Here is a 12,509-nt window from a genome sequence, read left to right as displayed (position 1 = left end):
ACATTGAGTTTTTCCTTTTTAGACTAACAAATATTTATGCTTAATTTTTGTCGCTCCACAGGTTTTGGGATTGATCCGGTATTGACTTTGTCTGTCCCACAAAGCTCTGCTTTGAAAACAAAAATAGCATAAAATATAGTTCAAGCGAGCTTGCTATTTTTTATGCTATTTTTAACTTTAAAGTGACCACGGCGGGATTTGAACCCGCACGCCCTTGCGAGCACCAGCCCCTCAAGCTGGCAAGTCTACCGTTTCTCCACGTGGCCTAAAAAAACATAGAGACGCTGCATTGCAACGTCTCTATGTTTTTCTTTGTGTGACCTGACTGGGTCTCGAACCCAGGACCCCAACATTAAGAGTGATGTGCTCTACCAACTGAGCTATCAAGTCTTCAGACTATCAAGATTTATTAACGTATGCGCATTATATTGTGACCCGACTGGGGCTCGAACCCAGGACCCCATCATTAAAAGTGATGTGCTCTACCAACTGAGCTATCGAGTCATTGATTCAAGAAAAGTATGCAAAAATCACAAATTTTGTGACCCGACTGGGGCTCGAACCCAGGACCCCATCATTAAAAGTGATGTGCTCTACCAACTGAGCTATCGAGTCATTTTCTTTTCTTGAATGCGGGTGCAAATATAAGGTCTTATTTTTAATTTTTCAAAGGTATTTTATTATAAATTTGTCTTTTTTAAACAATAACACTTAACGCCTTAGTATATAAGGTTTTATTCAAATGAAAAAAATTATTTTATTAGGTTATATGGGGTGTGGAAAGTCCACAATTGCCAATAGATTGTCAAAAAGCACTAATATTCCTTGCTTAGATTTGGATAAAAGTATCGAAGAAAGAACAAATTTATCCATAAATGAAATTTTCGAACAGCGAGGCGAGATCTATTTTCGAAAGCTGGAGCGAGAGGTTTTAATCGATTTATTGAACGCTCCGGGCGATTTAATATTAGGTTTGGGTGGGGGAACTCCATGTTATGCTAATAATCATGAATTATTAAAAGGAGATAATATAATGTCAATTTATTTAAAGGCTTCGGTTGAAACTTTAGTTGAGAGATTGGTATCCAATAAAAGTAAACGTCCAATCATTGCCAATAAAACTGATGATGAACTCAAGGATTTTATTGCCAAACACCTTTTTGACAGAAGCTTTTATTACAATCAAGCACAATATAAAGTGAGTATCGATGGCAAATCGAAAGATGAAACCACACAGGATATTCTTGCTATTTTACCTTAAAAAAGCATAACTATCTCCATTTTCATCAAACACAACTTCTACATTGTCTAACGAAGAGGTTGAAAGTGAAATGCCTTTAAAATCAGCTTTTACAGGGTATTTTTTGTGATTTCTATCCACAAGTACTGCTGTTTTGAATTTCTTAAGAGGAACGTCTAGAAAATGTCTTACGGCATAAATGAGTGTGGTTCCTGAATTCAAAACATCATCAACAAGAACTAAGCCTTTATTGGTGTATTCTTCTTTGGTTAAAGAGGTTTTTACATCTGATTCAGGCTGATGTTTATTGATTTGTACCTCGCAAAGTGAAACTTTCAGTGGTGAAATTGTATTAAGGGAATCTGCAATTTTTTTAGCAAAAATAAATCCATTAGACGCAATTCCGGCAATAACAATTTCTTCTTCATCTATAAAAGTTTCATAGATTTGATAGGCAATTCTTTTTATAGTATGTTCAATTTCCTGATTCGATAATATGATATTCTTGCTCATTAATTTTTAGTTTTAGGGTTAAAGGTTTAACGTTTTGAAAACGTTTTTTAATCTTCATCTATCTCGCTTTTTACTTCATTACCAAATTCATCAATATCCCTTCTGTCTTTTTTGGTAGGTCTTCCGGTGCCGTTTTTTCGATAATGTTCTTTCGATAATTTTAATAATTCTAGATGTTCATAAACTTCCGCAGGAGTTTCATTTTTTCGATACACATCGACCAATTTGGCACCAACACGATTGTCAGGAATATCCAACACGGTGATGATTTGCGTGATTTGGTCTTTCCTGAATGTGATTTTATCGGTAGGAAAAACTTCCTTCGATGGTTTGGCAACTTGACCATTTACAGTAACATGATTTTTTTTACAGGCTTCGGTTACCATATTTCGAGTTTTATAATAGCGTACACACCATAAATATTTATCTATTCTCATAAATTTTGCAAAATCGAAGTTAAATTCTACGCAAAAATAAATCAAAATTGTATCTTGCGCACTTAAAAAATTAGTTATAATGAACAAATTTAAGTTTTATTTTTTTCTATTAATTGCATCCGTTTCTTTATTTTCTTGTTCCAAGGATGATTCTTCTACAACCATTGAACCACCAAGAGATTACAAAGTACAATATACAACTGATATTGCTCTTATAGAAGACTATCTAAAAATTAATTATATTACCGTTGTCAATCACCCGGGATTTGTTAACGATCAAGATATAACCATTACCAAAATTCCCACTGGAGGAATTCAACCTTCTATTTATTCCTATTTGAATGCGAATACTTATCCAAAACTTTTGATTCGACCTGTAAAATTACACGATATTGAATATAAGCTGTATTATTTAGTTTTAAGACCAGGAGTTGGTATTTCTCCTTGCAATGTCGATGGAGTTTTGACATCATACAGAGGAACTTATTTGAGTCTTAGTGCGGCAACTGCAACACCGCCATCTGAACTTACAGCTACTTTTTTTGAAGAATCGAAATATCCGCAAGCACCACTAAGTTTGTATGAGGTGATAACAGGATGGAGTGAAATTTTTCCTCAATTTAAAACAGGGACTTTTAAGACCAATACTGACGGGACTGTTACACATAATGATTTTGGAGCTGGGGTTATGTTTATTCCTTCAGGACTGGCCTATTTTAATTCTGGCTCGTCTATTCCTGCTTATTCGCCTTTAGTATTTAGTTTTAAACTATACAATATTGAGCGATTGGATCAAGATAGTGATGGTGTTTTTTCGTATCAAGAAGATCATAATAATGATGGTTATGTTTATGATTTTAGAAATACTATTGCATACCCAACAACTCCTACAACTAATCTAGATGACACCGATAAAGATGGTTTTCCAGATTTTCTTGATGTTGATGATGATGGAGATAATTATACCACTAGGCTTGAAATCACAAAACCAGCTGGAACTAATTCGGGATTAAGTCTTTATTTCCCTTTTGATCCTATTGTAGATGACCCTATGACAACCGCTATTGAAACGGAAACAAAAGGCATTCCTTCCTACGATAAAGTAGCTAAAACATTTGATTATACAACACCGGGTAGGTTGAGGATACATCTTGATAATACGTATTCAGTTAAACCATAATTTGGTTTTGTATAAAAATAAAACCTCGAAAGTGTAAAATCTTTCGAGGTTTTTTTATGGCTAGAAATTCGGAATACCTTTATTGTTATTTGACTTCTTCGTATTCTATTTCTTCAGTTTTATTGGAATTGTTTTTCTTTATTGGAATTGCACAGCCATTCGAACCGCAACCTGTGTTAGAAAAGGCTTGAAACAATAAGAATACAGCGAAAATCATAGAAATCGTACTTTGAGTTTCTACAGCTTGAACGGAAACATAACTTCCCAATCCCAAGCGCAAAATGCGCATCAAATTCCAATCGGTGAGCAAGGTTTCTCTAATCATTATAATTTATTTTGAAGACTATACCAACCGCCACCATTGTAAACTTGTGTGTAGCCATTTGAAGCCAGAATACTTTTGGCCGAAGCACTTCGCATTCCTGATGCACAACAAGTGATGATGGGTTTGTGCTTGTCTTTTAGTTTTACCAAATTATTTCTTAATGTATCAACCGAAATGTTTACGGAACCTTTTATGTGTCCACCAGCATATTCCGATTTGGAGCGAACATCCAAAACAATAGCGCCGTTTTTCACCAATTCGGCATAGTTGACGCTAGGTCCAAAACCGAATAATTTTTTTAATGTATTGATCATTATTTTTTAATTGTTTAAAGATTTATAATAATTTACGTTGAGCCAAGAACCGCCATTATAGCATTCTATGCCATTTTGAGAAAGGTAATTTTGAGCTTGACCGCTTCTTCCCCCTGAGGCACAACACAATATTAGTGGCGCTTTCAAAGCTTTTAATTCTTCCATTCTTGCTGGAATTTCATTTAAGGGAATGTTGATAGACCCAGCCACATTGCCTCCGCTAAATTCTCCGTATGTTCGCACATCCACTATGGTGCCTAGATTTTCTGCAATTATTTGTTCCATATTCATTTTTCAAACTTTCAATTATTTTACGCTTTGTGACTGTATTCCGAATTATTATAGTGCAAAATTAGGGCAAAGATTATGCTCAAACAGTAACTTTGGTTACATAAGTTGAAATTTGTTTAAAAAAGGCTTCTCGATACAATCCCGCCCAAAAGCGGGATTAATCGAAGAGACGCGTTATTTTTATTCCAGTGATTCTGGAGCTTCGGGATAAAAGTTAAATATTTTTTACTGTTTTCGAATGATGGACAAAATGACTACTGAAGGTTTGAAATATTGATCATTATTTGGGGCAAGGAGCTGAATTTTTTTGACCACATCCATTCCTTTAGTAACTTTCCCAAAAGCGGCAAAACCTTGTCCATCCTTATTTCTTTTACCACCAAAGTCCAAAGACGGTTGGTCGTTAATGCAAATAAAAAAACTGCAAGTGGCTGAATCTGGTTTGTCTCTCGCCATAGAAATAGCTCCGTTTTTATGAAGTACGCCTGTTTGTGAAGTTCTTTCCAATGGAATCGCAGCAAAAACTTTAGTAGAATCGACTTCGCCACCTTGAATGACTTCAATTTTTACGGAATCCTTCGGCTGATTGTTTAAAGTTACTGACCTAAAAAAAGTAGTATTGTCATACAAATGTGCATCTACATATTTCAAAAAATTGGCGACTGTAATCGGAGCTTTTTTAGGATACAATTCGACGATAATATCGCCTAATGATGTTTTAATAATACAAACTTCCTTTTTTTGAGCGGAACTATTTGTGATTGTAAAAAGTAAAACTAGTATTAGGAAGATTTTTTTCATTCTTTAATTGATTTTATTTGTTGGAACGAGCTCAATGTTATTAAGGTGAGGGTTTATTTATCATTTCTGACCAAAGGGAGAATCTCTGTTTGTTGCTCTCGTTTGTTGGGATTCTTCCTTCGTCAGAATGACAAGATTAAGGAGGGATTTTATCCTCGTTTGGTTCGCTTTTATATACTTTGTCCGAAAGTCAGCAAGTTGTTGTCTGGGTCAAGGACAGAAAATTCCTTTTGTCCCCAAGGTTTTATTTCTAATTGTCCGTTAGGATGAATGCTTGTTTTATTGTCCAACAAAGTTTGGTAAAAGTTGTCAATAGCATCCGTTCTGATGTAAACTTGACCGTAATTTTCTTTTGGATCCAGTGTTTTGAACTCAAAAAAATGAATTTGAATCCCATCCTTTTGCATCATTAAGTAGCCATCATAGTCAGCAATTCCAAATTCTTGAAAGCCTAACTTGTTGCTATAAAAGTTCCTTGTTGCCTTTTTGTCGCGCATAGGTAACTTTGGATTAATGGCTGTGAACATATTTGTTGGATTTATTTTTAATCAGTTTTTTTTGTTGTAATTAAGGAGTTGGAGTGGGCACGGATTGCAAATCCGCGCTATCGGGATTATTTTTTCTTGCTCATGTTATGTTGTAATTAATTGAGTAGTTGGAATGGGCACGGATTGTAAATCCGCGCTATCTGGTCTGGATTTTTATTCAGTTTCAGAAAAAAAATTCTTCTTGCCATTTTTTTTTATTTTATAGTGAACCCATATTTTTTAATTTCTAATGTATCAGTAATTTTTTTAAATGGATTAACTATAATATCGTTAGGGTATTTTGGATTAAATTTTGCTGAATAATAAGAATTGATTTCTAAATTATCTATACTTTCTGTTTCATTATCGGAATTAAAAATATCGTATTTTATTCCTGACGCAGAAGTTGTGATTAGTGAATCTTTTACATAATAAGAAAAATAGAAGTCCGTCGTTTTGGGAAATCTCTTTTTCTTGACGAATTTGACAACAATATTTTTTCCAATGTTTTTTATTTAATTTTGAATTCCAACTCCTCGAAAATGAAGAAATCCTAATAACAGAATAAAAATAATTACGTAATAATGTCCAAATTTTAATTTTTTCAAAGTAATTATTTATTTAATTTTTTTCATTTTTCATTGTTTTAAAACAGATTGTTTTTCTACCTACGCCTTCTCCTTCACAAATCCATCAATCACTTTTTGGTAATAATCATAGGTGGTTTTAGCGATAGATTCCCAACTGAAAATTTTCAAAACACGTTCTCTTCCGGCTTTCCCCATTTTGGTGGCCATGGCCTCGTCTTCTAACAAAATATTAATTTTAGCAGCAAAAGCTTTTTGGAACGCTTCTGGATTTGCAGGATTGAAATCGGTTCTGGAAACACTTTCGAGCGGCACTAAATAACCCGATTCGCCTTCGACAATGATTTCTGGAATTCCGCCTACGTGACTTCCTACAACTGGTGTTTCACAAGCCATCGCTTCGAGATTGATGATACCAAAAGGTTCGTATAAGGAAGGACAGGCAAAAACGCGAGCGTGACTGTACAACACTTTTATTTTTTCGCGGGGCAACATTTCCGAGATGAGGATTACGCCATCTCTATCTTTTTTCAAATCGGCAATCAAAGCTTCGGTTTCGAGTTCGATTTCCTTGGTGTCGGGTGCTCCAGCGCAAAGTACGATTTGGCAATTTTTATTAAAATGTTTAGCAGCTGCAATCAATTGGGAAATCCCTTTTTGGCGTGTAATACGTCCTACAAAAAGTACAAAAGGAATGTTGGGATCAATTCCATATTCCAAAAGTAAATTGTTGTCAAAAGTGGGTTTGTAAAATTCCGGATCAATTCCGTTGTGGATTACCGTCACATTTTCGGGATTTACGCCATAGGCTTCGATGACATCTTCTTTCATTTGTTGGCTCACGGCAATAATTCCATCGGCGGTGTTGTAAGCACTATTTTCTATCCAACGCGACAGAAAATATCCATTTCCTAGTTGTTCTACTTTCCACGGACGATGCGTTTCTAAACTGTGGGTAGTCAAAATCAAAGGCGATTGCAGCAATTCGCGCGTCATAATTCCAGCCAGATGCGTGTACCAAGTGTGACAATGAATAACATCGGCCTCAGGTGTGGCTTGCGACATTTCGACATTTCGACTCATATTGTGAAACATTTTGATGTGCGGATTGGCATCATCGACCATTTTAGTGAGCGAAGAATTGATTCCGCGAACGTGCATCGAATCGGTATCCACATTTTGGTCACCAAAACAACGTACTTCAACTTTACCTAATTTGGCCAATTCTTGGCTTAAAAAATCGATATGAACTCCTGCACCACCGTAAATATTGGGTGGAAATTCATTGGAAAAAAGCGCTATTTTCATTGTGATGGAATTTTATATTGTGAAAGTAAATTAAATTATTCTGTATTTCAAATATAATTAATATCCTTCAACTCCTTGGTGGAAATGATTAGAATTTTGGAAAAATAAATATGGAAACACATAAAAACATAGAAAAAAGATTGAGATAGACCAATTGCTTCGCCCGTTCGCTATCGCTCGGGTCTTGGTTTCCACATAGCTATGTTTTACTATTGTAAAATGAATTGCCTTATTCCAATCAGCATAAGCTATGATTCTATGTGTTTAAAAAAATTGAAATTGAAATTATTTTAGATACCTGAGGTTCATATTACTAGAAATAAAATCGGATTAATTTAAAAACTAAATGCCATAAAAAAACCGAAAATTTCTTTTCGGTTTTGCATTCATTTTATTTTTTCAATCGGTCTTTAAAAATCTTTTCGAATTTCTCGATTTTGGGTTGAATTACCATTTCACAATAGGGTTGGCTTTTATTGTTTTCATAGTAATTCTGATGATTGTCTTCGGCTTTGTAAAATTGGGTTAAGGATTCCAAAGTAGTTACAATTGGATTGCTATACACTTTTTCAGAATTTAATTTTTCAATAATAGATTGACCTTCTTTTTTCTGTTCCTCGTTGGCATAAAAAATCACAGAACGATATTGAGTCCCCACATCTCCACCTTGACGATTTAAGGTTGTTGGGTCGTGAACGGTGAAGAAAACTTTAAAAATTTCGTCGAGATTGGTGATTGTGTTATCAAACGTAATTTGAACCACTTCGGCATGACCCGTGTTTCCATTGCAAACTTCCTTGTAAGTTGGATTTGCATTTTTTCCTCCTGCAAACCCGGAAACTACCGATTGTACACCTTTTAAATTCTCATAAACCGCTTCTACACACCAGTAACAACCACCACCAAGCGTAATGGTTTCAAGATTACTTTTGCTTTTATTAGCTGAAATAACACTGTCTGGAACAAAGTCCAAAGCGATAGAATTCATACAATATCTTTTGCCGGTTGGTTTTGGTCCATCATCAAAAAGATGTCCTAAATGTCCGTCGCATCGGCCACAAAGGGCTTCGATTCTTTTCATTCCATACGAATTGTCTTCTTTGTACACCACGCTGTTTTTGTTTTCTTGTTCAAAAAAACTAGGCCAACCACAACTGCTGGAGAATTTTTGGTCGGATTTGAATAGTTTGTTGCCACAAGCGGCACAATAATAGGTTCCTTTTGCGTCAGAATCCCAAAGTTTTCCGGTGAAAGCTCTTTCGGTATCGGCATTTCTGGAAACGGCATATAAATCTGGAGTAAGCACTTTTTTCCATTCGGCATCGGTAACATTAAGCTTGCTTGTGTCGGTATTTGAATAATAGGGATTCCCGGCTTTGTTAATTGAATTTTCCATGTTTAAAGGATTTTGAGTAATGTTTTTATTGTTTACAGATTGGCCGCAGGCTTGCAGCATAAAAAGAGGAATCAAGAATAGCAGGATTCGACATTGATTTTTTGTTTTCATAGTTTACTTTTTTTATTATTCAAAAGTAATATTCACTTCAGAATGAAATTGTCATTTAGTTTACAAACTGATTATTAATTACGTAAATTTTAACGTTATTTTCCAGTGTTTAAATTGAACAAAACAAAACGATTCTATGTTAAATTCAAAACCATAAAATTAATCTTTTCATATATTAAACGCTCGTTAAACTTTTCACAAACTTTCTACAGGTCAATAATCCATTTCTTTTTTCGTATTTTTGACAAGCTAAAACAGAATATGGAAGAAGAGAACGTAATATTGGTAAACCAAAATGACGAGCAAATAGGGCTGATGCCTAAAATGGAAGCTCACGAAAAAGCAGTTTTGCATCGTGCCTTTTCTGTTTTTGTATTGAATGATAAAAACGAGATTATGCTTCAGCAACGAGCCAGTCAAAAATACCATTCCCCATTATTATGGACGAATACGTGTTGCAGTCATCAGCGCGATGGCGAAACCAATATTCAGGCCGGAAGTCGCAGATTGTTTGAAGAAATGGGTTTTGAAACGGGTTTGAAAGAATTGTTTCATTTTATATACAAAGCACCATTCGATAACGGTTTAACCGAGCACGAACTCGATCACGTAATGATTGGTTATTATAATGGCGACCCAAAAATAAATCCAGACGAAGTTGAAGGTTGGAAATGGATGAGCATCGAAGATGTGGCCAAAGACATTCAGTTGCATCCCGAAATTTTCACCGTTTGGTTCAAAATTATATTCGATGAATTTTATCATTTTTTAGAAGAACATAAAAATTAAGATTGCAGATATCAGATTTCAGAAAGCAGATTTCAAATTTTCTATCTTACACTTTTAAACTTCTAACCTCTAATTTTTAACCTCTAACCTTATATGAGAGTCACTATTTCAAGAAAAGCCCATTTTAACGCAGCCCATAGATTGTATCGAAAAGATTGGACTTTCGAGGAAAACGATGCCGTTTTTGGCAAATGCAACAATCCTAATTTTCACGGGCACAACTACGATTTGATTGTCAGTGTTACCGGAGGAATAGATACAGAAACGGGCTATGTAATGGACGTTAAAATATTAAGCGATTTAATCAAAGAGGAAGTTGAAAATCCTTTTGACCATAAAAACCTTAATTTAGATGTTCCCGAATTTGAAAATCTAAATCCAACAGCCGAAAATATTGTGGTTGTGATTTGGAACAAATTAAGAAAAAGGATAAAACCGGATATGGATCTAGAAGTAGTTTTATACGAAACTCCACGGAATTTTGTAACTTATAAAGGAGAGTAATGGCATTACAAGTAGGGGATAAAATTCCCAATTTTACTGCAAAAGATAGCAATGGAAACGATTTTGACAGCGCATCCATCATTGGAAAAAAGCCAGTTGTATTTTATTTTTATCCAAAAGATAATACGCCAGGTTGTACTGCACAAGCTTGTAGTTTTCGTGATCAATACGAAGATTTTAAAGATTTTGGAGCCGAAGTAATAGGTATCAGTAGTGATAGTGTTCAATCTCACGAAAAATTTGCCAAGCGGTACAAATTACCTTTTCTTTTGCTTTCGGACAATGATAAAAAACTTAGAAAATTATTTGGTGTAAAGACCAATTTATTTGGGCTACTTCCCGGAAGGGTTACTTATGTAGCAGACAATTCTGGAATTATTCAATTGATTTTTGATAGCTTGTCAGCTACAAGCCATATTCCAAGAGCCTTGAATACCATTAAAAAAATGGTGTCATAAAAGACTAAAATAATATCATATCAATGCAAAATTATTTTATTTTGCATTGATATCAATTAAATAAAAAATTGACAAATGAAACGCCTACTACAATTATCATTAAGACATAAGAATATGATTTTAGGCGTTCCATTTTCCGATAAAAAACAAATATTATAAACAGATGAAACTATATCCACTGCAATTTGAACCCATTTTGAAAGAAAGAATTTGGGGAGGAGAAAAATTAAAAACGATACTAAACAAACCCATTACTTCAAAAATTACTGGCGAAAGCTGGGAAATCTCCACCGTTGAAGGCGATGTAAGTGTAGTTGCCAATGGAGATTTAGCTGGAAAGTCACTAAATCATTTGATAGATTTAAATCCTGAAGAATTATTAGGAAATAAGGTTTATCAAAAATTCGGAAAACAATTTCCATTACTTTTTAAATATCTTGATGCTCGCGAAGATTTGTCTATACAAGTGCATCCCAACGATGAATTGGCAAAAAAACGTCATAACTCTTTTGGGAAAACCGAAATGTGGTATGTGATGCAAGCGGATAAGGATGCTGAATTAATTGTAGGTTTCAAAGAAGATTCGAATGCTGCTTTGTATTTAGAAAATCTAAAAAATAAAACCTTACTTTCGATTCTTGACAATGTAAAAGTGGAAGTAGGTGATGTTTTCTTTTTAGAAACTGAAACTGTTCATGCTATTGGAGCTGGATTGGTAATTGCCGAAATCCAACAAACTTCTGACATTACGTACCGATTGTATGATTTTGATAGAGTGGATGCAGCAGGAAATCAAAGGGAATTGCACGTTGATTTAGCTTTGGATGCTATCAATTACAATAAAATAGACACTTATAAACAATACAATAAAGATTTGAATCAATCGAATTCTATGGTAGATTGTCCTTATTTCACCACTAATTTTTTACCATTAAAGGGGAAAGTTGTAGTGAACAAATCGGGTGATTCCTTCACAGTCTATATGTGTGTTGAAGGTGATTTTGAAATAGAATATGAAGGTGTAAAATTCAAATATATAAAAGGAGATACTATTTTGATTCCAGCTGAGTTAAAGACTTTTGTTATTAGCGGAAAAGGGTCACTTTTAGAAATTTATATTTCATAAATGTAAATTTCGCTTTTTTAGCGGTCATTTATGGTATGCTTCGCCAGTTCGCTAACGCTCGGGTCGCCATTTTACTTATCTGTGGTTGTTTGCAACAAACTTTTTGTTTGTGGCGATTTCATAGTCGGTAATACAAAGATTATGTGTACTTTTGCAATCGCAAATTAAAATTAAAAATAAAATGGCAAACGTTAAGAATTTAAAAAAGGACATCAACTACGTTTTAGGAGATATTATTGAAGCAGTTTACTTGTTTGAAATTTCTACAACAGGAAAACCAACAACAGAAACTAATGCATTGATCGACGAAGCAATAGCTGCTTTTGATACTTTGATTACCAAAGTAAACGCAAAAAAAGTGGAAGATAAAAAAGCCCATTTCAAACAAATCAATGTTGAATTGGAACAAACTGCAAATCAATTGATTGCTAAAATCAACGAATTGCAATAAAAAAAGTCAATAAAAAAGTCTGATTTTTTTTGGAAAATTAAAATTCAGACTTATATTTGCACCCGTAATGAGTCGCCAGCGTAGCTCAGTTGGCTAGAGCAGCTGATTTGTAATCAGCAGGTCGTGGGTTCGAGTCCCTCCGCCGGCTCTT

General features: G+C 34.6%; 16 protein-coding genes and 5 tRNA genes. 8 read left to right on the top strand and 13 right to left on the bottom strand.

Going from position 1 to position 12,509, the window contains the following annotated elements; genetic code table 11:
* Positions 1-183 precede the first annotated feature (183 nt).
* From FNW17_RS15840 to FNW17_RS15825, 4 genes are all read right to left on the bottom strand, one after another.
* A tRNA-Leu gene (locus tag FNW17_RS15840) sits at positions 184-266 on the bottom strand.
* Positions 267-317: 51 nt separating this feature from the next.
* Positions 318-390: transfer RNA gene (locus tag FNW17_RS15835), tRNA-Lys, on the bottom strand.
* Positions 391-431: 41 nt separating this feature from the next.
* Positions 432-504, bottom strand: a tRNA-Lys gene (locus FNW17_RS15830).
* A 38-nt stretch (positions 505-542) separates the two neighbouring features.
* Positions 543-615, bottom strand: a tRNA-Lys gene (locus tag FNW17_RS15825).
* A 127-nt stretch (positions 616-742) separates the two neighbouring features.
* On the opposite strand from FNW17_RS15825, the gene FNW17_RS15820 reads away from it, so the two are divergent.
* The gene (locus FNW17_RS15820) at positions 743-1,261 is read left to right on the top strand and encodes a shikimate kinase (protein WP_143391997.1); all 519 of its coding nucleotides are present in this window, start codon (positions 743-745) and stop codon (positions 1,259-1,261) included.
* Here FNW17_RS15820 and FNW17_RS15815 read toward each other — a convergent pair.
* Entirely contained in the window at positions 1,253-1,753 is a 501-nt protein-coding gene (locus tag FNW17_RS15815; RefSeq protein WP_143391998.1) for a phosphoribosyltransferase family protein, read from the bottom strand. The two genes, FNW17_RS15820 and FNW17_RS15815, sit on opposite strands and share 9 nt — an antisense overlap.
* A 47-nt stretch (positions 1,754-1,800) precedes the next feature.
* Complete coding sequence (locus FNW17_RS15810; RefSeq protein WP_143391999.1) at positions 1,801-2,190, bottom strand: RNA-binding S4 domain-containing protein; 390 nt, start codon at positions 2,188-2,190, stop codon at positions 1,801-1,803.
* 79 nt (positions 2,191-2,269) lie between these two features.
* Between FNW17_RS15810 and FNW17_RS15805 the strand changes: the two genes are divergently transcribed.
* Positions 2,270-3,370, top strand: a complete 1,101-nt coding sequence (locus FNW17_RS15805; RefSeq protein ID WP_144072159.1) for an FKBP-type peptidyl-prolyl cis-trans isomerase — start codon at positions 2,270-2,272, stop codon at positions 3,368-3,370.
* Between the two features lie 85 nt (positions 3,371-3,455).
* Here FNW17_RS15805 and FNW17_RS15800 read toward each other — a convergent pair whose 3' ends face one another.
* The 7 genes from FNW17_RS15800 to FNW17_RS15770 form a co-directional block, all read right to left on the bottom strand.
* On the bottom strand, positions 3,456-3,695 hold the full coding sequence (locus FNW17_RS15800; RefSeq protein WP_144072158.1) for a hypothetical protein: 240 nt from the start codon (positions 3,693-3,695) through the stop codon (positions 3,456-3,458).
* Complete coding sequence (locus FNW17_RS15795) at positions 3,695-4,009, bottom strand: rhodanese-like domain-containing protein (RefSeq protein WP_144072157.1); 315 nt, start codon at positions 4,007-4,009, stop codon at positions 3,695-3,697. Before FNW17_RS15795 ends, FNW17_RS15800 begins: the two co-directional genes overlap by 1 nt.
* A 6-nt stretch (positions 4,010-4,015) precedes the next feature.
* Positions 4,016-4,294: a rhodanese-like domain-containing protein gene (locus FNW17_RS15790; RefSeq protein WP_235893294.1), complete on the bottom strand. Its 279-nt coding sequence runs from the start codon at positions 4,292-4,294 to the stop codon at positions 4,016-4,018.
* A gap of 231 nt (positions 4,295-4,525) precedes the next feature.
* Entirely contained in the window at positions 4,526-5,101 is a 576-nt protein-coding gene (locus tag FNW17_RS15785; RefSeq protein ID WP_143392004.1) for a peptidylprolyl isomerase, read from the bottom strand.
* Between the two features lie 170 nt (positions 5,102-5,271).
* Positions 5,272-5,628, bottom strand: a complete 357-nt coding sequence (locus tag FNW17_RS15780; protein WP_143392005.1) for a bleomycin resistance protein — start codon at positions 5,626-5,628, stop codon at positions 5,272-5,274.
* Positions 5,629-6,296: 668 nt separating this feature from the next.
* Positions 6,297-7,523, bottom strand: a complete 1,227-nt coding sequence (gene glgA, locus FNW17_RS15775) for a glycogen synthase (protein WP_143392006.1) — start codon at positions 7,521-7,523, stop codon at positions 6,297-6,299.
* Between the two features lie 391 nt (positions 7,524-7,914).
* On the bottom strand, positions 7,915-9,030 hold the full coding sequence (locus FNW17_RS15770; RefSeq protein ID WP_143392007.1) for a bifunctional methionine sulfoxide reductase B/A protein: 1,116 nt from the start codon (positions 9,028-9,030) through the stop codon (positions 7,915-7,917).
* A gap of 261 nt (positions 9,031-9,291) precedes the next feature.
* On the opposite strand from FNW17_RS15770, the gene idi reads away from it, so the two are divergent.
* The 6 genes from idi (at position 9,292) to FNW17_RS15740 (ending at position 12,506) form a co-directional block, all read left to right on the top strand.
* A complete protein-coding gene (gene idi / locus FNW17_RS15765) occupies positions 9,292-9,819 on the top strand; it encodes an isopentenyl-diphosphate Delta-isomerase (RefSeq protein WP_143392008.1) in 528 nt (175 codons plus the stop codon).
* Positions 9,820-9,912: 93 nt separating this feature from the next.
* The gene (locus FNW17_RS15760) at positions 9,913-10,323 is read left to right on the top strand and encodes a 6-pyruvoyl trahydropterin synthase family protein (RefSeq protein WP_144072155.1); all 411 of its coding nucleotides are present in this window, start codon (positions 9,913-9,915) and stop codon (positions 10,321-10,323) included.
* Complete coding sequence (locus FNW17_RS15755) at positions 10,323-10,781, top strand: peroxiredoxin (RefSeq protein ID WP_144072154.1); 459 nt, start codon at positions 10,323-10,325, stop codon at positions 10,779-10,781. The genes FNW17_RS15760 and FNW17_RS15755 overlap by 1 nt, the downstream gene beginning before the upstream one ends.
* A 163-nt stretch (positions 10,782-10,944) precedes the next feature.
* On the top strand, positions 10,945-11,907 hold the full coding sequence (locus FNW17_RS15750) for a type I phosphomannose isomerase catalytic subunit (protein ID WP_144072153.1): 963 nt from the start codon (positions 10,945-10,947) through the stop codon (positions 11,905-11,907).
* 181 nt (positions 11,908-12,088) lie between these two features.
* The gene (locus FNW17_RS15745) at positions 12,089-12,358 is read left to right on the top strand and encodes a hypothetical protein (RefSeq protein ID WP_143392012.1); all 270 of its coding nucleotides are present in this window, start codon (positions 12,089-12,091) and stop codon (positions 12,356-12,358) included.
* Positions 12,359-12,432: 74 nt separating this feature from the next.
* A tRNA-Thr gene (locus tag FNW17_RS15740) sits at positions 12,433-12,506 on the top strand.
* Positions 12,507-12,509 lie beyond the last annotated feature (3 nt).

Source organism: Flavobacterium franklandianum (genome assembly GCF_007097365.1).
In the GTDB taxonomy this organism is placed as follows: Bacteria; Bacteroidota; Bacteroidia; order Flavobacteriales; family Flavobacteriaceae; genus Flavobacterium; species Flavobacterium franklandianum.
The sequence above is the reverse complement of the archived record's forward strand: the minus strand, read 5'-3'. Positions and strand labels throughout refer to the sequence as shown.